The 26,849-nt window shown below is 54.7% G+C and carries 19 protein-coding genes and 1 pseudogene; 11 read left to right on the top strand and 9 right to left on the bottom strand.

Annotated elements, in window-relative coordinates; all coding sequences use genetic code 11:
- The first annotated feature begins 65 nt into the window (after positions 1 to 65).
- Together ACR0JF_RS02700 and ACR0JF_RS02695 are read left to right on the top strand one after the other, a co-directional pair.
- On the top strand, positions 66 to 911 hold the full coding sequence (locus ACR0JF_RS02700; RefSeq protein ID WP_170660124.1) for a HalD/BesD family halogenase: 846 nt from the start codon (positions 66 to 68) through the stop codon (positions 909 to 911).
- Between the two features lie 46 nt (positions 912 to 957).
- Entirely contained in the window at positions 958 to 1,341 is a 384-nt protein-coding gene (locus ACR0JF_RS02695; RefSeq protein ID WP_170660123.1) for a bleomycin resistance protein, read from the top strand.
- A gap of 79 nt (positions 1,342 to 1,420) precedes the next feature.
- On the opposite strand, the gene ACR0JF_RS02690 is transcribed toward ACR0JF_RS02695, so the two are convergent.
- Positions 1,421 to 2,059, bottom strand: a complete 639-nt coding sequence (locus ACR0JF_RS02690; protein WP_170660122.1) for a response regulator transcription factor — start codon at positions 2,057 to 2,059, stop codon at positions 1,421 to 1,423.
- On the bottom strand, positions 2,056 to 3,489 hold the full coding sequence (locus ACR0JF_RS02685; protein ID WP_170466340.1) for a cache domain-containing protein: 1,434 nt from the start codon (positions 3,487 to 3,489) through the stop codon (positions 2,056 to 2,058). The genes ACR0JF_RS02690 and ACR0JF_RS02685 overlap by 4 nt, the downstream gene beginning before the upstream one ends.
- Positions 3,490 to 3,737: 248 nt before the next feature.
- Between ACR0JF_RS02685 and ACR0JF_RS02680 the strand changes: the two genes are divergently transcribed.
- The 3 genes from ACR0JF_RS02680 to ACR0JF_RS02670 all read left to right on the top strand — a co-directional run bounded on the left by ACR0JF_RS02680 (position 3,738) and on the right by ACR0JF_RS02670 (position 8,239).
- Positions 3,738 to 4,820, top strand: a complete 1,083-nt coding sequence (locus ACR0JF_RS02680) for a TRAP transporter substrate-binding protein (RefSeq protein WP_170373973.1) — start codon at positions 3,738 to 3,740, stop codon at positions 4,818 to 4,820.
- A 120-nt stretch (positions 4,821 to 4,940) separates the two neighbouring features.
- Positions 4,941 to 5,867 carry a TRAP transporter small permease subunit gene (locus ACR0JF_RS02675; protein ID WP_170466343.1) on the top strand — a complete coding sequence of 309 codons (927 nt, stop codon included), beginning with the start codon at positions 4,941 to 4,943 and terminating at the stop codon, positions 5,865 to 5,867.
- Between the two features lie 17 nt (positions 5,868 to 5,884).
- Positions 5,885 to 8,239 (top strand): TRAP transporter large permease subunit, encoded by a 2,355-nt coding sequence (locus ACR0JF_RS02670; RefSeq protein WP_170639624.1) that lies wholly within the window; start codon positions 5,885 to 5,887, stop codon positions 8,237 to 8,239.
- A 124-nt stretch (positions 8,240 to 8,363) separates the two neighbouring features.
- On the opposite strand, the gene ACR0JF_RS02665 is transcribed toward ACR0JF_RS02670, so the two are convergent.
- From ACR0JF_RS02665 to ACR0JF_RS02655, 3 genes and pseudogenes are all read right to left on the bottom strand, one after another.
- Entirely contained in the window at positions 8,364 to 8,753 is a 390-nt protein-coding gene (locus ACR0JF_RS02665) for a VOC family protein (RefSeq protein WP_170660121.1), read from the bottom strand.
- 7 nt (positions 8,754 to 8,760) lie between these two features.
- The gene (locus ACR0JF_RS02660; RefSeq protein WP_170660120.1) at positions 8,761 to 9,585 is read right to left on the bottom strand and encodes an arginyltransferase; all 825 of its coding nucleotides are present in this window, start codon (positions 9,583 to 9,585) and stop codon (positions 8,761 to 8,763) included.
- Positions 9,586 to 9,685: 100 nt separating this feature from the next.
- A pseudogene (locus ACR0JF_RS02655) lies at positions 9,686 to 10,216 on the bottom strand (IS5 family transposase); the annotation flags it as partial.
- A 187-nt stretch (positions 10,217 to 10,403) separates the two neighbouring features.
- Between ACR0JF_RS02655 and ACR0JF_RS02650 the strand changes: the two are divergent.
- A complete protein-coding gene (locus ACR0JF_RS02650; RefSeq protein ID WP_170660119.1) occupies positions 10,404 to 12,128 on the top strand; it encodes an adenylate/guanylate cyclase domain-containing protein in 1,725 nt (574 codons plus the stop codon).
- Positions 12,129 to 12,198: 70 nt separating this feature from the next.
- Here the strand turns inward: ACR0JF_RS02650 and ACR0JF_RS02645 are convergent, their stop codons facing one another.
- Positions 12,199 to 13,941, bottom strand: coding sequence for an adenylate/guanylate cyclase domain-containing protein (locus tag ACR0JF_RS02645; protein ID WP_170660296.1), 1,743 nt, complete (start codon positions 13,939 to 13,941; stop codon positions 12,199 to 12,201).
- Positions 13,942 to 14,256: 315 nt separating this feature from the next.
- Between ACR0JF_RS02645 and ACR0JF_RS02640 the strand changes: the two genes are divergently transcribed.
- Positions 14,257 to 15,942 carry an adenylate/guanylate cyclase domain-containing protein gene (locus tag ACR0JF_RS02640; protein WP_170660118.1) on the top strand — a complete coding sequence of 562 codons (1,686 nt, stop codon included), beginning with the start codon at positions 14,257 to 14,259 and terminating at the stop codon, positions 15,940 to 15,942.
- Positions 15,943 to 16,324: 382 nt separating this feature from the next.
- Here ACR0JF_RS02640 and ACR0JF_RS02635 read toward each other — a convergent pair whose 3' ends face one another.
- Positions 16,325 to 17,659, bottom strand: a complete 1,335-nt coding sequence (locus ACR0JF_RS02635; RefSeq protein ID WP_170660117.1) for an adenylate/guanylate cyclase domain-containing protein — start codon at positions 17,657 to 17,659, stop codon at positions 16,325 to 16,327.
- Positions 17,660 to 18,022: 363 nt separating this feature from the next.
- Between ACR0JF_RS02635 and ACR0JF_RS02630 the strand changes: the two genes are divergently transcribed.
- The 4 genes from ACR0JF_RS02630 to ACR0JF_RS02615 all read left to right on the top strand — a co-directional run bounded on the left by ACR0JF_RS02630 (position 18,023) and on the right by ACR0JF_RS02615 (position 23,030).
- Positions 18,023 to 19,582 carry an acetolactate synthase large subunit gene (locus ACR0JF_RS02630; protein WP_170660116.1) on the top strand — a complete coding sequence of 520 codons (1,560 nt, stop codon included), beginning with the start codon at positions 18,023 to 18,025 and terminating at the stop codon, positions 19,580 to 19,582.
- A 265-nt stretch (positions 19,583 to 19,847) separates the two neighbouring features.
- Complete coding sequence (locus ACR0JF_RS02625; protein ID WP_170660115.1) at positions 19,848 to 20,540, top strand: substrate-binding domain-containing protein; 693 nt, start codon at positions 19,848 to 19,850, stop codon at positions 20,538 to 20,540.
- A gap of 187 nt (positions 20,541 to 20,727) precedes the next feature.
- On the top strand, positions 20,728 to 21,855 hold the full coding sequence (gene gntH, locus ACR0JF_RS02620) for a guanitoxin biosynthesis MBL fold metallo-hydrolase GntH (RefSeq protein WP_170660114.1): 1,128 nt from the start codon (positions 20,728 to 20,730) through the stop codon (positions 21,853 to 21,855).
- Positions 21,856 to 22,193: 338 nt separating this feature from the next.
- A complete protein-coding gene (locus ACR0JF_RS02615) occupies positions 22,194 to 23,030 on the top strand; it encodes an amino acid ABC transporter substrate-binding protein (protein ID WP_170635353.1) in 837 nt (278 codons plus the stop codon).
- Between the two features lie 253 nt (positions 23,031 to 23,283).
- Here the strand turns inward: ACR0JF_RS02615 and ACR0JF_RS02610 are convergent, their stop codons facing one another.
- Entirely contained in the window at positions 23,284 to 23,829 is a 546-nt protein-coding gene (locus ACR0JF_RS02610) for a YdeI/OmpD-associated family protein (RefSeq protein ID WP_170660112.1), read from the bottom strand.
- Between the two features lie 252 nt (positions 23,830 to 24,081).
- Positions 24,082 to 26,733 carry an AsmA family protein gene (locus ACR0JF_RS02605; protein WP_480668877.1) on the bottom strand — a complete coding sequence of 884 codons (2,652 nt, stop codon included), beginning with the start codon at positions 26,731 to 26,733 and terminating at the stop codon, positions 24,082 to 24,084.
- Positions 26,734 to 26,849: the final 116 nt, after the last annotated feature.

Below are 26,849 nucleotides of genomic sequence, written 5' to 3'. Positions count from 1 at the left end.
AACCAGAAGCGCGTCATGTGCTGCGGCAGGCTACCCTGTATGAGGGGCAAATAGGGAGGTCGGCCTTGCTGCAGGAACTCGTGGATTTGGGGCGCTATCCGATTGATCGTCCGGACTCGACCGCGTACCGCCAGTTGATCGGTGATCTGCGCCGGGAACTTGAGCATGACGGCTGCGCGGTTTTGCCGGGCTTTGTGCACGAGGCCGGTTTGGGGCAGTTGCTGGTAGAGGCAGATGCCGTCGCGCCCAAGGCTCATCGGTCTTTCAACCGTACGAATGTTTATTTCACCAAGGATGACCCAAGTTATGGGATCGGGCATCCGGTGCGTCGGTTCTATGATAGGTCGAATGCGTTTGTGCCCGCGGACAATTTCCCTAGGTCAGGTCCTCTGCGGCGCATCTACGAGTTCAACGGCTTTCTGCCCTTCATTCGCGATGCGCTGGATGAGCCTGAGGATCGGTTCTTTCGCTATGATGATCCGCTGGCGGATGTCATCATCAACGTCGTGGAAGAGGGGCAGGGGTTTCCCTGGCATTTCGACACCAACAACTACACGGTGACTCTGGCCATTCAGAATGCCGAGACAGGCGGCGCGTTTGAATATGCCCCGGATCTGCGCAGTTCTGATGACGAGAATTTTTCGGCGGTAAGGGCTGTTCTGGACGGCAATATGCAGGCCGTTCACCGGATCGACTTGCAGCCTGGTGATCTGCAAATTTTTAAGGGTCGCTATGCCCTGCACCGAGTTGCGCCGGTTGAAGGCGCGCGCAAGCGCTACGTTGGCATCTTCTCGTTTGTGGACACCGAAGGCATGTGTGGCGGGGTTGAGAGGACACAACAACTCTATGGTAGGGTTCTGCCGCATCACTACGCGCGAGAGGGCCGCCGGGCCGATGAATTGTTGGACTGAATTGCCGACACAGGTAGGCTAGGGCCCATTCAGAGAGGGCTTTGGCATGGCACGAGTATTGCAACTCACTCCGTTTGTTTTGTGCTCGTCGTTGCAGAACCAGATTGATTTCTATTGTGAGCGCTTGGGATTCAGCTGCGGGTTTCGACAGGACAATTATGCTTTTCTTTCGCGCGGACCGGTGGCTATTCGGCTGCTGGAATGCCCGCCGCGAGACGATGGAAAGCTGCTGGGGGAAGAGCAGTCTTTCTATATCGACGTCGAGGGGATTGATGCGCTTTATCACAGCCTCAAACCGGGGTTGAATGATCTGCCCGACGGGCGCGTGCGCCCTCCGTTTGATCAGCCGTATCAGCAACGCGAGTTTCACGTCATTGACGAGGATGGGACGTTGATCTTTTTCGGTGAGGATATCAGGCCGCGCGGGTAACCCTCCCGCCCACCGTCAACGCGCCTGCGGCGCGCCTCCTCTGGTTGGGCCGGGCAGCGCGTGCCGCGCTGCGGGTGGCTCAGAAGCCGACGCCGGTGCCCTGCAAAACACCGTGTTCCAGCGCATAGCGGGTCAGGCCGGCTGTAGAGGAGATGCCCAGTTTGCGTTTGATATTCTTGCGGTGGGTTTCGACCGTCCGGACAGAGATATCGAGTGCCAGGGCGACTTCTTTGTTGGATTTGCCCTGCGCAAGTTCCAGAAGGATGGTCTGTTCGCGCCCGGTAAGGGCTTCGCGGGCGCTGTCGCCTTTGGGTTTCAAAGACCCGCTGGCGCCGGTGCATAGATATTGCTTGCCCTTCATCACGGCATCAATTGCCTGTTTGATCTCATCCGTGGGGACGTCTTTCAGCACATAGCCTTTGGCCCCGTGGCTGAGAGCGGTCGAGATGTATTCGGGGCTGTCATGCATCGACAGGACCAAAATGCGGGTCTCGGGCAGGCGTTCGAGGATCAGTTCGGTCGCGCTCAAGCCGCCGAGGCCGGGCATGTTGAGGTCCATTAGGATCACGTCAGGGGTCAACTCGGCCGCATGATCAACCGCGGCCTGACCGCTGCCCAGAGTGCCGACGACCTCGATCTCATCATAGCTTTCGAGGATTGACTGGATGCCCTCGGCCACCATGGGGTGATCGTCGACGATGAGGACTCGGATGGTCATGTTCCGGCCTTTCGGTTCGGTGTTGCGTCTTCCTGCGGCGGCAGCAGGTGGCTGAGGGGCAGGCTGACTTCGATCACCGTACCCCCGTGCGGGCCGCGTGATGACAGAATACGCAGCGTGCCGTCAAGCTGTTCGATCCGTTCCTGCATGTTGCGCAACCCGATGCCGGTGCCGCTCTGATCTGGTTCAGAGCGCAGCCCGCGCCCGTCATCAGTGATCCGCATGGTCGCGCCTTTCTTGTGCCCGCGCAGATCGATTGTAACATGCGAGGCGTCTGCGTGGCGCTCAATATTGGTCAAAGCTTCTTGAGCGATGCGGTAGAGGGCGATCTTGCTGTCCTGATCCAGCCGGTTGCGGAAGACAACGGTCGAAAACTCGGTTTCGATCCCGGTGCGTTCGCGGAAGTCATCTGTCAGCGCCTTGAGGGCAGGGCCGAGGCCCAGATCATCCAACACACCAGGGCGCAGGTCGCGGCTGATGCGGCGCACTTCGGTGATTGCCGTGCCAAGGTGATCAATGCCCTTGTCCAATGGGGCCTGCGCGCCGGCGTCGTCGCCTCGGGACAAGCGCCTTCGCGCATTGTCTAGCGCATAGCGGACACCGACAAGAATCTGGCTGATCCCGTCATGCAGCTCGCGCGCGACGCGGCCGCGTTCTTCTTCTTGGGCGTCGAAGACCCGCTGGGTTAGCTCTTTCAGCTTGGCATCTGCAAGCCGACGCTCGCGTATGTTCAGCAACATGCCCGAGGCGAAGACAATCAGAACCGAGGCCACAACGATGGCGCCAATATACATGAAGGTGCGCTGGACCCGGTCTTCGACCTCGGCGCGGGCATTGGCAACGGTGGCCAATATGTCGTCGATGAAGACACCGGTGCCCACGGCCCAACGCCAATCCTGCAGGCCCACGACATAGGCGATCATCTGCGCCTCTTCCCCGGTCGAAGGCTTTTCCCACATGAAACTGTGCCAGCCTGCACCTTGGCGTGCGAGACGGATGAACTCATCCACAACCGGAGTACCGTCACTGTCGGTAAGTCCGTCCCAATTGCGGTTGATGAACTGGGTCTGGCGGGGGCTGACCAGGTTCGTACCGTCATAGTCATAGACAAAGAAGAACCCGTCCTGCCCGTAGATCATCGCTGAAAGGATCTGGGTGACCAGCGTTTTGGCGACATCATCGTCTGGTTCAGCGCGCCCGTAGATATAGGCAAACCCGTTGCGCGCCTGTGTGACATAGTTCTTCAGTTCTTCCTTCTTGGCCTCGATCAGGCGTAGCTCCAGCGCCTGTATCTCGCGCTCGGATGTCGCACGGGCCTGATAGGCAACCAGAAAGGCAATGGCCGCGACGGCAACGACCAGAGGGATGGCCGCAACCAAAGACAGTTTCTGCGCATAGGTCAGCGAAACCAGATGTCGGAGTCTTTGCATGGTCGAATCGATACGCAAGCGGCGGCGAAAATGCAAAAAGATTGAGCGTTTCTGGGGGTAAATGCCCACGGGAACGTGGGATGGCTGGCTTTTTTGCCGATTTTATCTGCGAAAAACGGGCAGAATTTCGGGTTTCTACGCAGTAGTAGGTATTCCCTTTCATATCGCTGCCTCTAGGCTCCGATCCATTGAAAGCGACAGGCCCGGACACCTCCGGGTGATGACTTATGAAGGGGAGGAACACTCATATGGATCGTCGTTCATTTCTGAAGAAATCTGCTCTGGGCGGCTCGGCTGCTGCGGCAACCGCTCTGGCGGCACCGGCTTATGCTCAGGGTCAGCGGACCCTGACCATGGTGACCTCGTGGGGTCGTGGTCTGGCTGGCGTGTTCGACAGCGCGCAGCGCTGCGCCGATAGCATCAACGCGATGTCCGATGGCAGCCTGAACGTAGAAATCAAAGCTGCAGGCGAGCTGGTTGGCGCGTTCGAAGTGTTCGACGCCGTTTCGTCCGGTCAGGCCGACATGTACCACGCGGCAGACTACTACTTTGTGGGTCAGCACCCAGGCTACGCCTTCTTCACCGCTGTTCCGTTCGGCATGACCGCGCAGGAACTGGTGAACTGGTACTACCACGACGGTGGTATGGAGCTGCATGACGAGCTGGGCTCGATCTTCGGTCTGAAATCCTTCCTGGCGGGTAACACCGGTGCGCAGGCAGGCGGCTGGTACTCGAAAGAGATCAACGGCCCCGAGGATTTCCAGGGTCTGAAGTTCCGCATGCCGGGTCTGGGTGGCCAGGCGCTGGGTAAACTGGGTGCATCGGTTCAGAACATTCCGGGTTCCGAAGTGTATCAGGCGCTGTCTTCGGGTGCGATTGACGGCACCGAGTGGATCGGCCCCTGGGCGGACGAAAAAGCGGGCTTCCAGGAAATCACCAAGACCTACTACACTGCGGGCTTCCACGAGCCGGGCGCAGGTCTGTCGCTGGCGACCAACCGCGACGTGTTCGACGAACTGACACCGGCCCAGCAGAAGATCATCGAGATCGCAGCTGCCGAAGCGCACCAGTGGAACCTGGCGCAATTCCTGGCGAACAACGGTGCAGCCCTGCAGCGTCTGCAGTCGGGTGGCGTGAAGGTCATGGAATTCCCAGACAGCGTTTGGGATGCGTTCGGTCAGGCTTCGCAAGAGGTTCTGGACGAGAACATGGGCGACGAGCTGTTCAAAAAGATCCACGACAGCGCAATGGCGTCGATGGCATCGTCCTCGGGCTGGCTGAACCTGTCGTCGGGTGCTTACACCGCTCAGCGCGACCGCGTTCGCGGCTAATCCCAAGCGAACTGACCAAACGGTTTCCCCGCAATCGCGGGGGAGCCTTTCTTGTTGCATATGCGCGGACCCATCATGCCGCTATAATTTGAAGTGCAACTGATGTGACCCGGGGACAACATGCAGGACGATAACGGTATCTCGTTTTTCGGCGCCCTGTGGAATGGACTGATCTGGTTCATTCAGAACATTGCCGAAGCCTTCTATAATTTTGGATATGCGATCACGCATCCGCAGCTGTGGCTGGATTGGTCCGACAAAGAATCCATCATGCGCTTTGTCTACTACGGAGGCTCGGTCGAGTTCTTCTTCGTGGTTTTCACGCTGTTTCTGGTGCTGACGGCCATCGGCCTCTACTACCGAAACGTGATGTGGGGCATGGTGCGCGGGCTCGAGGCCTTCGCCAACACGACCGGGCGGTTCTTTGCCTGGGCGGGTTTGCTGATGGTGATCCAGCAGATCGTTATCGTGTTTATGCAGCGTGTCTTTGCCCGGCCTGATATGTCTTTTGGTCTGGGTATCCCCTTCAATCAGGACATCAGCTGGTTTGCCGAAGAGCTGAAGCTCTATAACGCGATGGTCGTTTGCCTGTGCTGCACCTACACCTTCGTGCAGGGTGGGCATGTGCGGGTCGACCTGATCTATGCCGGTATCAGCCACCGCGCCAAGCGGGTGGTCGATATGTGCGGAGCGGTGTTGTTCATGATGCCGATGGCCGTGCTGACCTGGATGTATGGCTGGTACTTCATGTGGCGGCACCTGATTGTACCGAAACCCTCTGCCAGTGACACACTGGACAGGCTGGTGGCCAAGTCGCGCGCCCTGCGCTGGAACGTGGAAACCATCGGCTTCAGCCCGAACGGTTTCAACGCGTATTTCCTGTTCAAAATCCTGCTCGTGATCTTTGCGGGCATGGTGTTCCTGCACGCGGTTGCCTTCCTATGGCGGTCGTATCTGGAATACGTGGAAGGGCCAGAAAGCGCCGGAAAATACCTCGACAAGGATAGCCTTGGTGAGGGTGAAGAAGCCTACGAAGGCGCACATTAAGGACGGAGACCAAGAAAATGCTATTCGGACTTGATGGCGTCGAGATAGGCCTCATTATCGTATTCTTTTGCCTTTTCGGAGGCATTCTTTCAGGCTTCCCGGTGGCCTTCGCCATCGGTGGGGCAGGTGTGATCTCCTTCGGGATCATCGCCGCGCTGGACAGCGCTGGATTGCTGATACACCAGGCGATTGACACTGGCTCACAAGCTTACCGAGACCTAGTGAATTCGGGGGTCAAACCCGATACGGTCTCGGTTTTCCGATACCCGGACTTACCAAGGATAGGCGAGCCGGTTTTCCCCTCGGGTTGGGAAACCGCGTTGGACCGGAACGTATCCTTCATCGTCAACCGCATGAACGAACGGGTTCTGGCTGGTCAGTCGATTGAGACCCTTCTGGCCGTGTTGATGTTCGTCCTGATGGGCATCACGCTGGAGCGTTCCAAGATCGCCAATGACCTGCTGACAACGATGGCACGTGTCTTTGGCCCGCTGCCCGGTGGTCTGGCCGTGTCGATTGTTGTTGTGGGTGCGTTTCTGGCGGCCTCGACCGGGATCGTTGGTGCGACCGTGGTTACCATGGGCCTTCTGGCGCTGCCGACCATGTTGCGAAACAACTACTCGCCCGAGTTGGCGACAGGTGTGATCGCGGCCTCGGGGACACTTGGGCAAATTATCCCTCCCTCAATCGTGATTGTTCTTCTGGGTACGCTGGCGGGTGACCTGTATTCGACGGCACAGGAAGAGCGTGCGGTTGAGGCGGGCTGTACCGATGCGCTGACCTTTTTGGGGGAGCCTGCGGTGGTCTCGGTTGGAACATTGTTCCAAGCGGCTTTGTTGCCGGGGATCATGCTGGCGCTGCTCTATGCGCTCTATGCCTTTGGTTATGCGCTGCTGAACCCGGACAAGGCTCCGGCGGTTGAGCTGTCGGGTGGATCTGGTGAGACGATCACCCGCTCTGAGGGTCTGACCTGGCTGCTGGGTGCGCCGGTTGCGATCATCGTCGGTGCGGTGCTTCTGGGCAGCGCAGGTGTGATCGGCAGCCAGAACATCTCGGTCTCGGCCTTCTCGGATGTGGGGCAGGGTGCGTCTTTGCGCACGAATGTTTCGGCTGAGTGTCAGGCCTCGATGATCGAGCTGCATGGCCAATCCGCCTGGGATCAGGCCGTGGCCGAGCAAGAGGCAATCGACGCCGCCGGTGGCGTTGCCAGCGCTGAACGTCTGAGCGAGGAGGAACTCGCCGCCGCCCGTGACGCCAAGATCGCCAATGCGGCTCCTATCGGAACCGGTGTTTCGATTGTGGTGGTGCTGTTGGCGCTGACCTTGGTTCTGGGTCGTGGCATCGCGCCGTCGCGCTCGCCGCAACCTCTGATCGTTGGGGCGATTGGCCTGTTGTTGATGCTGTTGGTGGATATTCTCTTCATCCAGCCGACAACCTCATCCGGGGCGACATTCGTTTTGCTGGCAATCCCCTTCGCCATCGCGATCTACGGTTGTAAAGAGGCCGCCGCACGCTGTGCCACCAACGATCTGATCCGAGTGGTGTTCCCACCGCTGGTCCTGATCATCGCGGTGCTGGGGTCGATCCTTGGCGGTGTCACCAACCCGACGCCTGCTGCGGCACTGGGTGCCGGTGGTGCGATCATGTTGGCTGCTTACCGAAAGCTGCAGGATCAGGGCCGGTCCGGTAGTGTGATCATCTGGTCGACCTTTGCAGTCATCATCTGTCTGCTGATGGGCGTGAATTTCGATCTGCGTATCAATCAGGGCAATGTCCCGGTTGAGACCTGGATCGCGTTTATCATGGCCTATGCGACATACCTGTACGCGCTGTTCGGTCTGTTGTTCGGCTGCTGGGTCCTGTTCTCAAGCGGCGTTCTGACGCCGGTGGTGCGCGAGACGGCGAAGGTGACCTCGATGGTGTTTACCATCCTGATCGGGTCGCAGCTGCTGAACCTTGTAGTGATCTCCTTCGGCGGTGAGCACTATATCCAGCAGTTCCTACGCAGCTTTGACAACGAGTTCACGGTCTTCCTGATCGTGATGCTGGTCCTGTTCATTCTGGGCTTTGTGCTGGACTTCCTCGAGATTATCTACATCGTGATCCCCATTGTTGGGCCGGTGATCTATGGCGGGTCGTTCGATCCGAAATGGGTGACTATCATGGTGGCGGTGAATCTGCAGACCTCGTTCCTGACACCACCCTTCGGGTTCGCCTTGTTCTACCTGCGAGGGGTCGCCCCGAAAGAGGTGACGACAGGCCATATTTATCGTGGCGTCGTACCGTTCGTGATCATTCAGGTCGTTGGTATTGCGATTCTATGGTTCTTCCCGACCATTGTGACCATCGTGCCGGATCTGATCCCGAACTGATCACTGAGTTTAGTCCAAATGAAAAAGGGGGCCTGCAGGGCCCCCTTTTGCTTTCTTGCTTGAGGTTTAAGGCGAAGAGCTTGCGCGGACTTTGCGAGTGTTATTTTCGACCGGATGAACGGGATCAGGCGAACTGGATGAGGTCCCAACGATTTCCGAAAGGGTCCTGCCATACCGCGACTGTGCCATAGGGTTCAACACGGGGCTCTTCTTCGAAATGGACACCGTTTGCCCCCATTGCTGCGTGATCGCGTTGGAAGTCATCGGTTTCCAGAAAGAACCCAACACGACCTCCGGTTTGGTTGCCGATAGCGGCCTCTTGTTCGGCCCCGTCGGCTTTGGCCAGCAGTAGGGAGGCCTCGCCCAAACCCGGCGGCGTGACGAGGACCCAGCGTTTTCCGCCTCCCAGATCAATATCTTTGGAAAGAGTGAAGTCCAGCGTTGCAGTGTAGAAATTGATCCCAGCGTCGTAATCAGGCACCACAAGGGTGACAGCGTGCAGGCTCTGTTTCATGAAAGGATCAGCCTTTGGTGGGGTGGCGGTCGGGCAGTTGGATGTTTGCCACCTGCTCGGCTATTGGAGCCGAGGCGAGAGGATGGTGCGAGGCATCTGCGAAAGCTTCGGGGTTGGAGATTTTCTCCCAGTGCCCCTGAACATAGGCCTCTAGCCCCGAAAACTTGGCTTTATAGCCCATTTTGGGACTGCCCGGGACCCAGTAGCCTAAGTAGATATAGGGCAAGCCGGCCTCACGCGCGATCTCGATATGGTCGAGGATCATGTAGGTGCCCAAGGAGTTCTGCGGCTGGTTTGGATCGTAGAAGGAATAAACCATGCTAAGGCCGTCATCCAGAACATCGGTCAGGCTGACGGCGATCAGGTTTCCGGTCTCGGGGTCGGAATATTCCACTACGCGGCTGCGGATCGGGGTTTCCTCGATCATTGCGGCGAACTCGAAAACGTCCATATCGGCCATGCCGCCATCGGCGTGGCGGGTATCGAGGTAGCGCCGGAACAGCTCGTACTGATCGTCGGTGGCCCAGGGCGAGGTCGCGCGGCGCTCTAGGTATCCGTTGCGTTTGGCCGCGCGTTTCTGGCTTTTGGTCCGGCGGAAGGCCGACACGTCGATCCGGGCGGAAAGGCACGCAGCGCAATCAGTGCAGGATGGGCGATAGAGGACGTTCTGCGACCGGCGAAACCCTTGTTGGGACAGCGAATTGTTCAACTGATCCGCGCCTGCGCCTTGCAGAGCGGTAAAGAGTTTGCGCTCCATCCTGCCCTCAAGGTAAGGGCAGGGCTGGGGGGCCGTCACATAGAATTGTGGCGCAATTGGCAGCGTGTGTCGCATGAAGGTCCCATGTAGCCTCGGACCGGATGATAGCAACGGATTTTCAAGCCGCCAAGTGATTCAAGTGTGTTGCGTTCAGGCCCGCTGGTTGATCATCTACCTCGCGGAACCAGTCTGCATCATACCCCTTGTCCCCTACAACTTGGCCTGTGGCAAGCTGCCCAGAAAAGCCAACGCACCTTTGGCGTCACTCATCTGCCCGGCTGACAGGAAGAACGTCAGCGGTCTTCCCCGGCCGTCACAAACCGTGTGCAACTTGCTGTTCAGGCCGCCTTTGGTTCGACCGATGGCCCTCGGGCGAGTCCCCCTTTTGAGAGGCTTGCCGCCGTTCGGTGCGCTTTCAGGTGGGTGCTGTCGATCATGATGGTTTCACCGTCCGGTGCCGGTTGTGCCAGTTCCCGGAAGATACGAGCGAAGACACCAAGTCGGGACCACCTGACAAACCGATTGTAAGTGTCTTGTGCGGCCCATACTCAGCCGGAGCATCTCGCCAGCGCAGGCCATTGCGAATGACGTGGATAATGCCACTGAGAACCTTACGGTCGTCGGAACGCGCCATCCCGCGCGGTTTGGGGAACAGGTGCTGGATGCGTTTCAGGTGCTGCAGGTCGAGCCAGAACAAGTGCGACATAGACAATCCTCCTGCCGCCCTTGAATCACGACGGTGTTGCCGATGGAATCGGCCAATGCAATGGCCGCTCAGAACGGCGAACCGGTCATCCGACGAAAAGCCTCAGATGACCGAGTCGAGCCCATAGCGGAAGTGTTCTGCTAACAGCCTAACAGGTTTGCGCTCTGCGGATATGCTGAGGGAGACAATGCAGATCATGCAAGCTAGTATCAAACGAAACAGGAGTTATCACTTGAAACGTCGCCTGGCTGCTGTGCTTGTTCTTGATATCGTCGGTTCAGCCGAGCTTACCGCCGCCGACGAAGAAGGCATGCATGCACGAATTATGTCTTTGCAGGACAGTATCATCGCTCCCCAAGTGTCGGCACGGGAGGGGCGTGTAGTCAAGTATCTTGGCGACGGTGCGTTGGCTGAGTTTCCGTCGGTAGTGAATGCGGTTCAGGCTGCGACCGACATATTGCTGCTGAACAGGGCGCACGAAGAGACGTTGCCTGAAGGGCAGCGAATTCACCTACGAGCAGGAGTGAATCTTGGTGATGTTATCGTGCAAGATGGTGACGTTCACGGAGAGGGCGTCAATATCGCCGCGCGACTGGAAGGGCTGGCGGACCCAAATGGCTTATGCATTTCGGCGCTGGCTTATGAAGGACTGGGGCCGAAGCGAGCACATGAGTTTGCCGATAGTGGTCCATACAAGGTTAAGAATATCGACAAGCCTATTCGGGTGTATCGGTGGCGGATGGGACACGATAGCAGTGTTGATTTGCGTATAGTGGAAGTTAAGCCAACCATAGCGATCGCTCCATTCAGACATGGCTCCATCCGTAGTGAAATTGAAGAGCTGTCCAGCGGTTTGGGCGAAGATATAGCAATAGCGATCGGCACCGTTGCGCAGCTTACGGTGGTTGACGAGAGCCGCAGTCTCGAGCCTCCAAGATATAGGTTGAGTGGCAGTATCCGCTCCGCAGGAGAACGTGTGCGGGTGCAATGTATGCTCGTCGATCAGTTTTCAGGCGTGCAGGTCTGGGCGCAGCGCTACAATCGGTCTGGCAGAGATTTGTTTGAACTGCAAGATGACCTTGCGCAGAAGATTGTCATCGATGTGCATACGACACTAGGCGCTGGCAGCTATACGAACCGTTGGCAACAGGGCACTCACAACTTTGAAGCTTGGCGCCTGAGCGCAAGAGCCTTTACGGAGTTCCAAAAATACTCTCCGGATGCGATGGAAAAATGTATTGGCATCTGGACGGAAGCACTGAAACGCGATCCCGATTTCCCGACACCTCGCATCGCGAGATCCTATTGCAGAGCGCGCATTGCACTCTGGTCGCCTGAACGCGCTGAGCACCTCCTATCCGCGGCCGAAGAGGATTTCACTATCGCGCTTGCAACCTCGGAAGAGGATGATAGCAGACCATATTCGTTGCTTCGGGCGATCCGTATAGCTAGGAACGATCACGACGGAGCCGTCGCGGCAGCTACCGAAGGACTGGCGCGTGAGCCGTCAAATCCGGCAACGCGAGCGACGGTGGCCTATGCACTTTTTATGGCGGATCGCAGTGAGGAAGCCCTGACCGAGATCCGAAAGGCAACATCTGAGATCGCGAATTACCCAGGTTGGTTTTCAATGATTAAGATACTCAGCTTGCTGTTTACTGGCGAAGTCACTAGCGCTCGCGAAGAAGCAGAAGCCATCGTGGCGCGCCAACCGGACTTCTATGCGGGCCGTCCCCTTCTGGCTGTTTGTCATGTGGAAAGCGGCGCTATTGAAGCGGCAAAATCCGTAGCTAGCATCGCTAAGGCACGGGACAGCAAGTTCTCGGTTGACACACTAGTGTCATCTTTCGGTTTGAAGAGTGCGCAAAACAGGGAGCGACTGCGCTCGGCACTTGTTAAGGCTGGGTTTTAGACGCTCAATCAAAATTTCCGATTAGCTGCCTCGAGCACAATGTCGTTTCATTGTGGCCCACGACCTCCGCTCAAAGAGATAGCCCCGCCTTATGCAAACCGGTAGCCAGCAGCTCGAAATCTTCCGGTCGACGCCACATGCCTTCAAAGCCTCGAGCAAGCATGGAAATGTTTTCTTCGACCAATTCAATTCCTCGGCTTCCAAACTCATCTCTACGTTCCGAAACAAAGTCCTTCAAGGCTGCCCCAGCCTCAGCTTGTCGTCCAAGGTGTGCATAAGAAGCCGCCACGAAAGCTGCGGCTAAGGAGTTGAGGCGAGCCTCGCCAATTAGCAAGCCAAGCGCAGCCTCGAAGTTTCCAAAAAAGAATTCCACTTGTCCCATTATCCAATCTATGGCCGGCGGATGTAGCGGGTCCAATCGCATCGCTTCTGATACGACCTCAAGCGCCTTTTCGTGCCTACCCAACATAAGAAATGCATAGCCACACCATGCCATGGACTCCGCTTCGTTTTCGATCAGCGCTAGCGTTCTCTCAAACTGTGCGTCAGCTTCATCCCAGAGCTTGGCGCAAAGATAGGCAAACCCAAGCTGGTCCTGGATGTAGGGGTCCCGGTTATCCAGCGCCGCGCCCTTCCGTGCAATGTTTAATGCGTGGTCAGGAGCATCTGAGTCAGCCAATCCCAACCAAAGGTCGATTACATAGGTGTCCGAGAGGTACATATAGGATCGCGCAATAGACGGATCGAGTGCGACTGCCCGTTCCAGCAAAGCGCGAGCTTTTGCCGTATCTCTCGCATTTAAACCGTCGCGAAGAGCCTTGCTTCTCAGCATCAAGTCATAGGCCTTCATCTCGTTCGCTGGTTTCTGCGCCGAGCGTTCGACAAAATCGTGTTGCACTCGCCCGGGAAGTACCGCCACGATGCTGCGGGTGACTTCGTCCTGAACGGATAAGATGTCTTCCAATTCGCGGTCGTAGCGTTCCGACCACAACTGCGCACCAGTGTCGGCATCGGCGAGCTGTACGGATATCCTTACCCGGCTTCCAGCTTTTCGGACACTGCCTTCAACGAGATAGTCAGCACCTAGAGCTGTGGCTATATCAGCCGGATCCATGTCTTGTGCTCTGAACCGGAACGACGCGTTCCTCGAAACAACCTGAAGGGTACGAAAGCGCGACAAGCCAGTGATAATGTCTTCCGCGATGCCGTCGCTGAAAAAAGTTTGCTCCGGGTCGTTGCTCATGTTGTGTAGCGGCAGAACTGCGATGGCGGCTTTATTGACGGCTGCCGGTTTCGGCAGTTCAGCGTTTTCTTGTTTTTCTCCCGCGATGCGCCAAGCGCGCAACGGCTCAGAAACGTTTTTTACGGAATGCGTGCCTGTGTCCTCCCAGGCAACCGGAATTCGGTTACCGACAACGCGATAAACAGCGTCGGACACGAGCACACCTCCCGGGTCCGCAAGCTGCTCCAATCGCGACGCCAGGTTAACGCCAGAACCGAAGACATCGCCATCCTGCATGATGATGTCACCGAGATTTATGCCGATGCGGAATTGTATCGAGTCGGGTTCTTCCGGGGAGGTCTGTTGCCATTCAACCGCACAGGAAACTGCATCTGCGGCAACGCTGAAATAGGCCAGAAGGCCATCACCCATTAATTTGACGACACGCCCGCGGTGACGTTTTATGAGAGGTGCAATTGTCTCATCTATTCTAGCAGACAAGGCGGAAAGTGTGCCTGACTCGTCTTGCTCCATCCGCCTCGTGTAGCCGACCATGTCAGCCGCTAGAATTGCTGCAAGTTGGCGCTCCACATTATTCCTCCTGTCTTCTGCATATCGGTCGTAGAGCAACAAAACCATGCGAAACTGACAAACCGGCATCGCAAAAGTGCAATAGCGACCGAAGTGTCCGCGCAGCGGTCGCTCGCGACATTTCGGCGAATGACCGCACCGAACCCACATTGACCGATGCTGCTCGATGCCCCGACAACAGCAACGCGCAGAAAGCGGCCCTTTCTGTCATTTGCATACCTAAGTCTTATTGATCATAGACCTCGCTAAACAAACGTCAGACAATCTTGACACGGCCACACGACACGCCGCAACTTATGTGATCTGGAGATACAATTGGAACGTAAGCTCGCGGCAATAGTGGCAGCCGATATTGTGGGTTTTTCACTCATGATGGGCGAAGACGAAGCGGAAACTGTCAACACGGTCAGAAAGCTGCGTGCGGAGACTCTTGACCCTATTCTTGTGGAATATGGCGGTGCTATCCTTAAATCCATGGGCGACGGATGGCTGATGGAATTTCCCAGCGTTGCGAGTGCAGTAAATGCAGCGATGCAGATCCAGGATCGTGTTTCAAAGCATCTGTCAATCGCACTGCGTATTGGGGTGAATATCGGCGACGTCACTAAAACAAACGAGGACTTTTACGGCGACGGGGTCAATATCGCTGCGAGGCTGGAAGGACTTGCACCTAAAGGGTCTATCCTGATTTCTGATGCGGTCTACGCAAGTCTGGACGGAACGCTATCTCCCTCGTTTGAGGATTTCGGTCTGTGCGATCTCAAGAATATATCACGAGAGGTTCGGGTCTGGATCCGCAATATGACCGAGGACGCGAACTTAAGGGCCGTCGGAAACGTACGGCGTACGTCTTCAGCATCTCCGTTCCTCGCCGTTGCACCTATAAAGACGAACCAATCCGACACTCAAATCAATGAGATTGCGAATTCACTGACGGCAGACCTTGCCACTTTCTTCGGTGGCCTTGCATGGCTGTCCACTAGCATCAACGAAGACCCTCCAATCGGCGCGTACATACTTCAAACCAACCTTCGCGCTCAGGGTCAGCGGATCAGACTAGAGATTCGACTGACGGACCGACAAGGCATGACGATTTGGAGCGACAAATCCGATGGCAACCTCGAGGACTCCTTCGACTGGCAGGACCGGATGTTGGAGCACATTTCTGGTACAGCTGCCGACCTGATACTCGAAGCGGAAACACTAGCACTCGCGTCATTGCCTGACGACGAATTGCTTCCTGAACAGTGCCTTTTAATGGGCATGATGGCCTGGAAGACATTCTCGAACGAGTCATTTGAAAAGGCCGCCGGATTTCAAGCGCGCGCTATTGCAGCGAAACCTGAGATGGGCGATGCTTACGCAGAGGCGATAATTGTGACTTGCGCGTCTTATTCGATGGGCCCTAGCGCTGTCATGAAGGAATACATGCGCAAGATACCTGACTGGGTCGAAGCCGCAAGACCGCTTGCTTCCGGTCATGCTATGTTGACCTTGGCAATTGGGATCGCTGATTACCTGTCAGATCGCCGTATTGCGCCGTTGAACCAGACGGTTTCCTTGGTCCTTCGTTTGGCACCTTTCGATGCGAGGCTTCTAAGCTTTTGCGGATGGGCACATCTATGGTCGGGAGACGCGCAAACAGCTTTGGATTGCTTCGAAAAGAGTATTCGCTATGGAAAGCTGGGACCGTTTATTGTCGCGTCACACGGAGGCGCTGCAACAGCTTTGGTGCAGTTGGAACGACCCAAGTCAGCAATCGAGCACTGCGATACAGCCCTGAACTTGGCGGACAGTTACCCGACGCTCTATTCAACAAAAGCCGCTTCGCTTGCAATGCTGGGTAAGACTGAAGAGGCAGAAGAGATTATGTCAGCTTATTTGAGGCTCATTCCGGATCGTACATTGAAGGGTTGGAGGGCAACCAACGATTATGGAAAATCCGAAGGTGGCGAAAAGTGTTTTGAGGCTTTGCTCAAAGCGGGCCTGCCCGAGGAATGACACTGTGGACCCTGTCTCCCAAACGGTAGCAAAGTCCGATCCGTCCGCATCTCTGAATTTGCAAAGTTCAGTTTCAAAAGTCTGCTTAGGGCTGAGACCAGTCCCCACCTGCCATTGAGCCTATGGCAACTTTGTCCGCAGAATGGTCATTCGTCGCAACTCTGTTCAATGTCTGCTTCGCGGACTTTTCTGTCGTTCGCTTACCAGAAGCCAAAGCCCGCTTTACGCACCTTGCAACAGCAGCAAAAAATACCTCGCCCGGAAAAAGGTCCGCTTAGTCCGCACAGTGGTTATTCGTTGAAAATTACTCAATGTCTCGTGTCCAGACTAAAACGCCTTTCGCTTTGGCACTGAATTCTTCAAAAATTAAAAAAACGAATGCCTAGAGATGAACTGAATAGATCGACCACTTCTCGGAAAATCCCTTGAGTTCATGCTCTCCTTCATCCGTCAATGTGTGCCCTGAGCCAGCAACCAAATCACGCACAGTTCTGGAGACGAGTAACTGATCTGCTTCAGCCAGTGCTGATACGCGGGCGGCCAGATGGACAGCCACACCTGCAATTTCGTTGCCGCGAAGTTCACATTCTCCTGTATGCAAGCCACAGCGGACTGAAAGCCCTAAACCACGAGCTATGGTAACGATTTTCTTGCCGCACGATATGCCCCTTCCAGGACCGTCAAAGGTTGCCAGCAGTCCGTCGCCGGTTCCTTTTACCAGTCGCCCTTGATGCTCAGTGATGGCTTGTGAGCACAGTTGATCATGTTGGTTGAGCAGGTCTTTCCAAGCGGCATCACCAAATTGATGGGCCAGATCCGTAGATCCAACAATGTCGGTAAACAAAATAGTCGCCAAAACTCGTTCACTCGGAGGCCGGGGCTTCTCACCGGTGACAAAAGCCTGAATTTCTTCAATCGTCGCTTCGGAGTCTCCAACCCAAGGAAAATGATCGTCACCGGGCAACTCCTTGAACTGGGCACCTGAAATCCGATCAGCAATCCAACGCCCTTCTTCTACATTCGCGTCTCGATCACCCGTGCGGTGTAACACGAGAGTTGGCACGTGGACGGCGGGGAGAACGTTGGTCAAATCTATCTCGGTATTCATCTTGAGCAGAGTCACAGCCGCACCGGGACTGGCGCTTCTCCTGAGGTAAGCGCATGTCCGTCGCATAAAAGCCTCATCATTGGCCTTGCTGGGCGCATAGTGTGCCAAGTCCATCAAGTTTCCCCACTCTCGTTTAACGAACTCACAGTCCTTTTGGCGGTCTTCCGGAGTGGGTGCCCAAGGATAGTCCGCGCTCCATATGCGCTTGCCGAATGCGCCAAACATAACAAGCGAAGATGTTCGATGAGGGTGTGATGCGGCAAAGAAAGCTGCCAAGTTGCCACCTTCGGAAAACCCAATCAGCGCCGCGCGCGAAGAATTGGCTGCATCCATTACCGCTAGAAGATCATCTGCGCGCTCTTCAAGAGTAGGCAGTTGATCGTTTGAAACCCTGTCTGAAAGACCAGTTCCTCGCTTGTCAAAAATGATCAATCTCGCAAAGGAAGCAATTCGGGATAGGAAACGGCTGAGTTCCGGGTATTCCCAACACAGTTCCACATGTGAAACCCAACCCGGCACATAGACCACATCGAAGTCACCTTCACCGACCACTTGGTAAGCGATGTGAGTGTCCCCGCTCTTTGCATATTTGGTTTCTACTGGGTTCATCTCAGACAAGCGCCCTGCAGTTCGAAAAGGTTGATCCAACATATATACAGAAATTTCGTCCGAGAAATTGTGTTTCTTGGCAGTAAATCTGGGGAATAAACTAGCTCGCCAAAACTTCCGCATTGGGCTCGAAGCGGACGTGCTCGCGCCGTGCCCATCTCAACTCAAGTACGAATACTTTCGCTCCAAGTTCTGGCTCCGCCAAAAGGAATAGCCTGAAGTCCAGAGACTGCTCGACGTCGCGAACGGCTGTGGTTCCTTTCGTGGCGAAGTGTCGTGCCGAGAGGAAAACATGTTTAGAACGAAAGCCTTTTCGTGCAAGCATTGCAATCAAATGATCGCTTGAAATCAGGCTAAGGAAAAATGAACGGCGCTCAATCACTCGTAAAAACCCTGTTGAACAATGGGGTGGATACTGTCTTCGCAAATCCCGGCACCTCGGAAATGCACTTTGTCGCTGCCTTGGATGAACACCAGGAGATGAATTGCATTCTTTGCCTGTTCGAAGGAGGAACGACGGGTGCGGCGGATGGGTATTTTCGAATGAAACGTGATGTTGCGGGCACGCTGCTGCATCTTGCGCCTGGCTTTGGCAACGCATTTGCCAATCTGCACAACGCCAGGAAAGCAGGGTCCGGGATCGTGAACATCGTGGGTGATCACGCAACGCATCACCTCCGGCACGAAAGCCCTTTGAAGGGAGACATCCTCGGTATCAGCCAAGCGGTCAGCCATTGGACGCGAGTATCATTCAATGCCTCCGATGTAGCTACGGATGGAGCGGCAGGGGTTCAAGCAGCCCGCGCGCAAAACGGCCAGATCGCGACCCTTGTCCTGCCTGCCAACACAGCTTGGAACGAAGCGAACGCAGCGGCAAACCGTTTGGACAACCGAGAAAGCCTCCATCGACCGTCAATAGGCGAGATAGAGGCCGCGGCAGCCCGTCTTGTGACGCCGAACGCCGCGCTGATGATTGGCAGATCAGCCCTGTTTGGACCGCAGCGTGAACTAGCTGGACAAATTGCCGCCGCGACGGGCTGCCGGTTATTGGCCGATACTCTGATACCGCGCATTTCCAAAGGCGCAGGAACAGCGAAGCTAGACCAACTGGCCTATCCGATATCGCCCAAGATCGCTCAGCTTGAAGCAACGTCTTCGATCACTCTGCTTGGCACAGACAGGCCAGTCGCCTTTTTTGCCTATCCCGGGAAACCAAGCGTACCCGAACCTCCGTATTGCCCCATTACCGAATTGTGTACGCCCACAGATGATATCGAGTGGACGCTGCAAGCGCTCGCAGACGCGGTCGGGGTCACAAGCAAAACGGTGGCAAAAACCCATCCGCTCGATCTGCCGGACATTCCCAGCGGGCAGTTGACCCTCAAAAAAGTTGGTTTGGCGTTGGCAGCACTGATCCCGGAAAACGCGATCATCTGTAATGAGTCCGTCACGTCCGGGTTTCATGTCATACCACCGACAGCTACCGCCCACCCGCATGACCTACTCGCAGGCACCGGCGGCGCGATTGGGCTGTGTTTGCCTTGCGCAACGGGTGCGGCCATCGCGTGCCCGGACCGACAAGTTATTGCCCTGACTGGGGATGGTTCGGCCATGTACACGCTACAATCTCTGTGGAGTATGGCGCGGGAAAATCTCGACGTGACCGTTATTGTGTTTGCAAACCGCGGCTATCAAATTCTGCGCGATGAACTCACAAATGTCGGTGTGGCGAGCTATGGTCAGAATGCTCAAGCTATGTTTGACGTGGAGAACCCGATACTGGACTGGGTATCTCTGGCGCAAGGCCACGGTGTTCCTGGGACACGCGCAGATGACATGGACAGCTTTGCGAAGGCGCTCTCTGCCGGTCTCTCCAGCGACGGGCCATCTCTGATCGAAGTTGTGTGTCCCACGCCAGCATGAGTATTGTAACACGGAACCTGAAGAGCAGATGAGACTAGGGGTTCAAACTGCGGATCGGTATAAGTTGATGCTGTGAAAAGACTTTGCGGTGGTTCAAACGACGGTGCAATTGCCGCTTTGTTCGCATGGCAGCCGTTCTTCAGATCGGCTCGAATGACCGCTCCTAGCCCAAAATGACATCACCGCAATCGGGCTTGCTGAGCACAAAACGATTGCGTTTAATTGTAGGGCCACAGAGCGTGCGGGTCCCGGGGAGAGCTTCAGAATGCCGACCACATTGCGAATTTTCATTCCTACGGCGATCCGGGCTGTCATGGAGCACCTCACGCCGCGCGTGGAAGCAGCGACAGGCGTGCGGCTAATACAGGAGGTTGAACTTAACCCACTGATACCGGAGCGACTCAGAGCGGGCGAGCGCTATGACATCGGTCTGACCAATCCACCTTACGCGAAGGCCTTGATCGATGATGGCTTTGCAGACGGAGGCAGCCACCGTGCATTCGGGCGAGTCTCACTCGCGGTTGCGCGCAAAGGCAGGACACATGCCCAAATGATAGCGGACTCACATGGTATCGAAGTGCTTCTCCGCAGCGCGAAAAGCATAGCCTATGCAGGCGCTGGCACGAGCGGACGCACCTATCTGGATGTGATGGAGCGCATGGGACTAACTGACTCCGTCTTGCCGCAAAGCCATGCGATGTCTGGGGGCGTGCCTGCGGCATCGGTTGCGACCGGCGAATACGAACTCGCGATTGCCCCTCTCACAACAGTGATTGCCACATCTGGAGTCGTTCCGGTAGCGGTGTTCCCGGAGCATCTTGGGACACAAATCGACATGTCAATATTTCGGAACGCCGTATCCCCAAACATAGCTTCAGAAGTGATCGAATTCCTAACCGATCACGATATCGACGATAAACTCGCCGTTGCGGGAATTGCGCGTTTTGAATTGATCTGATCGCAATTTGAACTTTCGGCAAAATCGCGTACAGATAGGAAAGGCCCGTTAGTCCGGTTTGTCCGCAGAGTGGTCATTTAGAAGACTTGCCATGAGAATGTCGGCTCTGAGCCCAAAGCAGACGTCCGACTTTGGACTGAAGTAATTTAGTTGTACCATAGATTGCGTCAGCAAGTGGGAGGAAGCTGTGCGTCTAAGACTATTACCCGCATTAAGTTTTGTATTTGCATCGATTTGCTGCGTCGCAGCTTCAGCTGGTTCATCCGCAGAGAGAAAGTTCTATTATCCAAACACAGAGCCGCTCGGCGAAGCGGAGATGCGAGTTATCTCGCTAGGAACTGGAACACCCAATTTTCGACACTCCCAAGCGTCAGCGTCGTGGTTGGTTGAGCTTGGCAATGGCGACAAGTTCCTATTCGACGTCGGAACCGGTTCGTTAGCTAATTTGGCCGCATTGGAAATCCCATACACTTATCTCGACAAGGTGTTCATTAGCCACCTGCACGTAGATCATATTGGAGACCTCGATGCACTTTTTGTGGGTGGCTGGGTGTCAAACCGAACCGTTCCACTGCAGGTTTGGGGACCAAGTGGCTTAAAGCCAGAATACGGGACCGCAGCGGCCATGGATGGCCTCCTGAAAATGTTGGCCTGGGACGTGGCTGGCCGGCGCGGGAATATGCCCTCGGCAGGTGGACACCTTTCGGTGACAGAGTTCGACTATTCTCAGACACAAGTAGTGTATGAAAGCGACGGTGTCGTCATTCGATCTTGGCCCGCGATTCACGGCATAGATGGTTCAGTGTCCTACAGCTTGGAGTGGAAAGGACTAAAATTCGTCTACTCGGGTGACACCAACCCGAACAAGTGGTTCGTGGAGAACGCTAAAGAAGCGGATCTTGTCATTCACGAATGCTACTTAACGATCCAACAATTTATCGATATCAAAAACTACGACCCTGAACGCGCCAGGCTAGTGGCAACGGTGGTTCACACGCCACCAGACGCGTGCGGAAAACTATTCGCGATGATCGAGCCGCGCCACGCGATTGCATACCATACATTTGCCGATTTCGACATTGCTCCCGACACAATTGCAGCAATCCGAAATACTTATGACGGCCCGCTCACTTTGGCTCAGGACATGCTTGTTTGGAATGTTTCGGAAGATACCGTAAGTGTTCGGGAGATCGTCGGATCAGACAGCCCATTGCCTGTTGACCCCCCAACACCTGCTGGCCCACCTGACCCGAGCGAAAGAACAGAGTTGTCAGATTGGCTTAATGCAGGTCGCCTAGATCTTAGCGGAGACTAGCCTGCAATTTGCTATAGTGAATTTAGCGGCTGCTTTGTCCGCAACGCGGTCATAGCCGTGTTTTCTACCAGTGTCTGCTCTTGGATCAAAGCAGCCGTTTACGCTCCGACCTGTTAATAGGTCCAGAGCCTAGACATGCGCACATGAGCTCGGCCAAATAAGGCTTTGCATTTAAGAAATTGCGTTAGCAACCTATAGCACGAGGATTTGGTTTTCTTCCCCGCCATGCGCCTCTGGTCATCAAAAATCCAACTGCTTTTTGCCTCAATGTGTTTTAACCTCGGGACACGATGTTTTTCGCACCCAATGGGATGGAAACCGGACAAAAAGGACAACCCATGCGCTTGCTACCTGCACTTATTGCAACGGCTCTTTTCGCAACTGGAGCGGTTGCTCAAACAATTGACAGAATCTCAAAAAACAACGAAATCCGATTTGGTTTTCGAACAGATGCTGCTCCATTATCTTACGTTAACGACCAAGGTCGGCCGTTTGGCTTGTCACCGTTGATTTGCGACCAAGTGGCGCAAAATCTTGCGAAGAAACTGGAATTGCAGGATCTAAACGTCCAGTTCATTCCCGTGGACGCCAAGGATCGTTTCGAGAAAGTCGCCTCCGGCGAGGTGGATATGCTTTGTGGGGCCGCGACCATAACACTTTCCCGTCGCGAAGTCGTAGATTTCTCAATTCCAATTTATGTCGATGGCACGTCCATATTATTACCAATTGAGGCCGAGGGCACAATGAGCGCGCTGGTGGGGAAGAAGGTTGGCATGAGAGGCAGCACAACGACAGAGGCATCCGTTCTCAATTCCTTTGAAGCGGCAGGTATAGAAGCAAATATGGTGCGGTTCGCTTCACACCCTGATGGTATCAAGGCGTTACGAGACGGCGAAATCGATGCCTATTTTGCAGATCAGTCGATTTTGTTGGTCAACTACATTGCTGCCGGACTAAAGGGTAAATTTAAGTTGTCCCAAGAAATACTGACGATAGAAAAGCAAGGGTTAGCAATACCGAAAGGAGACTATGACTTTCGATTGCTTGTGGACCGCATTTTGTCAGAAATGTATGCTCAAGGCAAAATGGAGGAGATCTTTCGCATTGCTTTGCCAGGGATCGAGCCCAGCGAAGCATTGAAAGCTCTCTACGTTATCGCCCCTACCAATCCTTGAGACGTATTGCATCAAACAGTTTTGTTGCGTGTCTATTGCCCTGAGCGATTGAGACCTGTTGGCTCGGATAGCGGTCGTTCAGGAGACTTCCACCAAGCGTCGCATCGACGCCGGAGCGCAAAGTCGTTCTTTTGCATAGAGGGCGTAAGACTTCCCCTTTCGAAACTGTCATTTGGTTCGCTGACTTCCCGGTTGAATCAATGTTTTCATGCCAACATTGACCAGAAGCAAATGGAACATACACCGACCAAGTTTACATTTGTGGAAGCTTCTTATTCAGACGAGTTGCATCGGCGGTCGCTGTTAACCTTTTACGTCGTGTAGTGGGCTTCTTCGCAAGTTTGATCCATCTCAAAACGTTCCGCCTATACGATGGGGCGAGTTCTTTCCACTTCTCGTGGTCTAAAATGGCCGATAAATCCTCGGGCACGGAGAGCGCGTCAACATCGTCAAAAAAGTTCCAAAGTCCCGACTTGCGGCTTGCAGAAACCGCCGCTTCGCCGGCTGGATGCATGCGGCCCGCATTTCGTAGACGCTCAACGCGATCTTTGTAAGTCTTTGACCAAGCTTGTTGTTTGCGTGGCGCAATCAGTTGCGCTGTTCGGGCGTCGTCCACAACAAATCTACGACCGTCTATCCATCCGTGAGCAATGAGCGCGTCTAGAACCTCTTCTTGGCTTACGTACCTGTCGGTATACGCCGCCTTCCAAGTGACAAGTCGGACGCTTTTGCTCGCCGCATGGTTCTCCGCAAACCAAGACCACAATTGGTCTGAAGATGTGATTTCAAGCAGCTCCATAACTCTAAGGTAGGCACCACACTCCAAAAGTCACTGACCGGCATTTGGCTATTAGTGGTGCTTGAGAACCAATTGAAACTGCGGGGAGCGCACTACAACACCCACAATCCCGACGACCGTATAGTCCGCATAGCGGTCACTGATGCACTGCGCAGCGAACGTCTGCATCGAGCCCAAAGCAGAAATTGCTATTCGGAAACAAAGTCTGCCTTTCTGAACCCTAGATTTGACTTCAACTGATTGCCTCCCCAACTACTGCAGTTGCAATATATCCGGAACGCATAGCTTTCTTTGTTCCGGCATTTTGTCTGCACCATCCGATCGTTTCAGTCGTTTCGGACCGTCTTTAACCTTGATCTTCGGCTTTGCTAGTGGGCCCTTCAAGGTCACGGGCCAGGGACTCTTCGATAGAGGTTCGCCAATCTTACGGGGCTGCAGATTTAGGTCCAAAACCTTGCCCGCCACATCAACACCGCCAAAGACGACAACTTGGACATGGTCTGTCTCCAATGTGGTTTGTTTCGTCGAAATACTTCCATTTGAGATACTAATCGGCGCACGCAAACATACGATTGGAGCAACCTTTTGCTTCTCTTTGGTAAACACCCAAGGTAGCACCCCTAGCCCTGCCAGATCCAATAGTTGCGTCTCGATCGAGCCATCACGCATTGAAACAGTAGCATTACCGTTCATGCTGTTTGCAAAATGCTTCGGTGAATCGGTTCCGCCGGTCACCGAAAAATCTGCATAGATCGTACCGCTCGCACCCTTTTTGAAGTTCAGGTTGTGAAGAATATCATCCAGCTGCCAACCGCCCGCTTTGCCGGTCAACGTGAGTAGATGCGCGTCGTTCGAAAGATCCATCTGCCCGCTAACGTCGAAATGAGCACCTCCATATTCAAACTTCAAAGGTCCGGCCTTTAGCTCATTTTCGTTGAGCGTCAGTTCGCTCTGCAAACTGCTGATGCCCTGGGCTCCTTCGATGTGCCGAAGGTCAACGTCGACATCCATATCCATACCGGACAAGAGAATTGAGCGCCCGATAGGTTTAAGCGTTACATCTCTTAACGCACCTTGGCCGCCCTCGTCTTCTTGTTTAGTTTCTTTCTCTTCCGGCTCTGGGCCGCCTATTTTCCGCAATTGTACGGCAGCCTGAACGATAGTTCGGATCTGATCTATCTTAATCAGGTCACTCTCAATGGAACCCTGAAGCACCGGGTCGTTTGTTGCATCATCAAGATCGGCCATAATCTGCAAGATAGAGTCGGCGACCTCAACATTGGCACTCGCGTTCCAATCAGTGCCTTCGCTAACAAGGTTGATTTCAAGACGAGCCTGCCCGGTTTCCACACGTGCAAGCGATAGTGCCTCCAAAAGGTCCTCCCCGGATGGGACTGTGACATCAATTGCCAAATCCAGGTCCTCGAATTTGAGTACATTCTTAACAGTGCCATGCACCTCAAGGTTCCAGACCTCCGTATCGCTTGTCTTTCCATCCAAATTTGTCAGCGAAAGCTGATTGATGTCGCCGTTCAAATGGAAGTCACCGGAAAACCTGCCAAGCTGGTCGTCTGGTCCCAACAATTCTGGCGAGATCAAACTGCTTGCCGGTATATCCATCAGGCCTTCTGCTGATATGCCTTGCAACTGAAGCGCGTCATCGACCGAACCGTTCAAAATGATAAACGGATCGGCTGGGTTCCCAATTCTAAGGTTGATGTTTCCGACTTTTAAGGCGCCTTCTGGCGTTCTGGAAAGCTCGGAGAACTTAATCGGGGGCGGGCCTTCGCCGGACGTGTCCAACGTGAAACCGTTGGTCTTTATGACCATTTGTCGCTGCGGCACCTGCCCAGGCACGCTGTCGATAACCATGTCGACCGCGATAAGTTTAAGATCATAACGCGATGCAGCAGGGGCTGGTTCGGCATCTTCAGGGTACAACCGAATGCGGGTTGTCAACGATACGTCTTCCGGATTTCCCAGTTCCCCGATCTGCCCCGTCAACGAAAGGCTTTGCCCGCCATCTATTTCCGCCAATACAGATAGGTCATCAATCCGTGCTACGCCGTCGACTGATGTAAACGTTGCGCCAATACTCCCTGTGCCTTCCAAAACGCGGCTCAGCTTCAGGATATCGAGAAGCTGGCCAAGTTCGGCAATCTCTAAGGTCGTTGCCACTTGCAGACCGTTCTCTTGAGGGACTTCCTCGGCGACAATCGAAGTCTGTTCGAAGTTCACCGCCAACCGAAACGGGTCTTTCGTGGGGAATGTCGCGTTCAGATCAAACCTCTCTCCGTTCAGCGAACCGGCCCCGACTGCCGTCGCAACATCAGTTTCCGTATCACGCTTTAAGAGCAGCTCAGGAAGCTGCAGGTCCAACTCAAGTCCGTTTAAATTGTTCTTATAAAGAATGGCGATATCAGTCAGATCAATTTTGCGGTCCGTTAGAATTCCCGCCAACAGCGGTGTCGGGGATTTTGTAGGTTTCCCGACTTCAGTTTCCGTTTGGGAAATAGACTGCCAGTTTCCGATGCCATCTTTGTCCGTGATCAGGTTCAGGTGAACACCCGAGAGCGAAAGACCACTCAGTGACATTTTACTGTTCCAGAGGTCGCGTGCGGAAACTTCAAACTCAATCTCATCGATTGCCGCAAGGTTCACACCAGCATTCCGAGAACCGGGTAGTTCCAGCCCTGCCGCTGACACCTGCAATTGCCGACCAATACCCAGACGCACTTCATCTTCAATTCTAACCTCTTGGCCAAGTTTCTTAGAGATCAGATTTTCGACGAAAGTAGTTCTGACCGAGGAAAACAACGCAGAAGACAGGAAAAGCCAAGCTGCAAACACTGCGACAAACGCGACTGCGCAACAAATCAAAATACCTTTTGCAACGTATCGCACGTTCTTCTCCTAAAATTTCGATTCATCCAATGGGCAGCCTAGACCATTTAATCATTTAGTTAAGGGAATATATGTGGTCGGTAGATGATCCAAATTCCGAATGAACTTGACTATAT

The organism is Ruegeria sp. BG11, assembly GCF_056538565.1.
The sequence above is the reverse complement of the archived record's forward strand: the minus strand, read 5'-3'. Positions and strand labels throughout refer to the sequence as shown.

Bases quoted from the DNA above. Each gene is read 5' to 3' on its own strand.
- ACR0JF_RS02680 (WP_170373973.1), top strand. From the start codon at position 3,738: ATGGATCGTCGTTCATTTCTGAAGAAATCTGCTCTGGGCGGCTCGGCT.
- ACR0JF_RS02690 (WP_170660122.1), bottom strand. From the start codon at position 2,059: ATGACCATCCGAGTCCTCATCGTCGACGATCACCCCATGGTGGCCGAG.
- ACR0JF_RS02625 (WP_170660115.1), top strand. From the start codon at position 19,848: ATGCCGACCACATTGCGAATTTTCATTCCTACGGCGATCCGGGCTGTC.
- ACR0JF_RS02650 (WP_170660119.1), top strand. From the start codon at position 10,404: ATGCAGATCATGCAAGCTAGTATCAAACGAAACAGGAGTTATCACTTG.
- ACR0JF_RS02630 (WP_170660116.1), top strand. From the start codon at position 18,023: ATGAACGGCGCTCAATCACTCGTAAAAACCCTGTTGAACAATGGGGTG.
- ACR0JF_RS02665 (WP_170660121.1), bottom strand. From the start codon at position 8,753: ATGAAACAGAGCCTGCACGCTGTCACCCTTGTGGTGCCTGATTACGAC.
- ACR0JF_RS02660 (WP_170660120.1), bottom strand. From the start codon at position 9,585: ATGCGACACACGCTGCCAATTGCGCCACAATTCTATGTGACGGCCCCC.
- ACR0JF_RS02685 (WP_170466340.1), bottom strand. From the start codon at position 3,489: ATGCAAAGACTCCGACATCTGGTTTCGCTGACCTATGCGCAGAAACTG.
- ACR0JF_RS02695 (WP_170660123.1), top strand. From the start codon at position 958: ATGGCACGAGTATTGCAACTCACTCCGTTTGTTTTGTGCTCGTCGTTG.
- ACR0JF_RS02635 (WP_170660117.1), bottom strand. From the start codon at position 17,659: ATGAACCCAGTAGAAACCAAATATGCAAAGAGCGGGGACACTCACATC.
- ACR0JF_RS02675 (WP_170466343.1), top strand. From the start codon at position 4,941: ATGCAGGACGATAACGGTATCTCGTTTTTCGGCGCCCTGTGGAATGGA.
- ACR0JF_RS02615 (WP_170635353.1), top strand. From the start codon at position 22,194: ATGCGCTTGCTACCTGCACTTATTGCAACGGCTCTTTTCGCAACTGGA.
- ACR0JF_RS02610 (WP_170660112.1), bottom strand. From the start codon at position 23,829: ATGGAGCTGCTTGAAATCACATCTTCAGACCAATTGTGGTCTTGGTTT.
- ACR0JF_RS02670 (WP_170639624.1), top strand. From the start codon at position 5,885: ATGCTATTCGGACTTGATGGCGTCGAGATAGGCCTCATTATCGTATTC.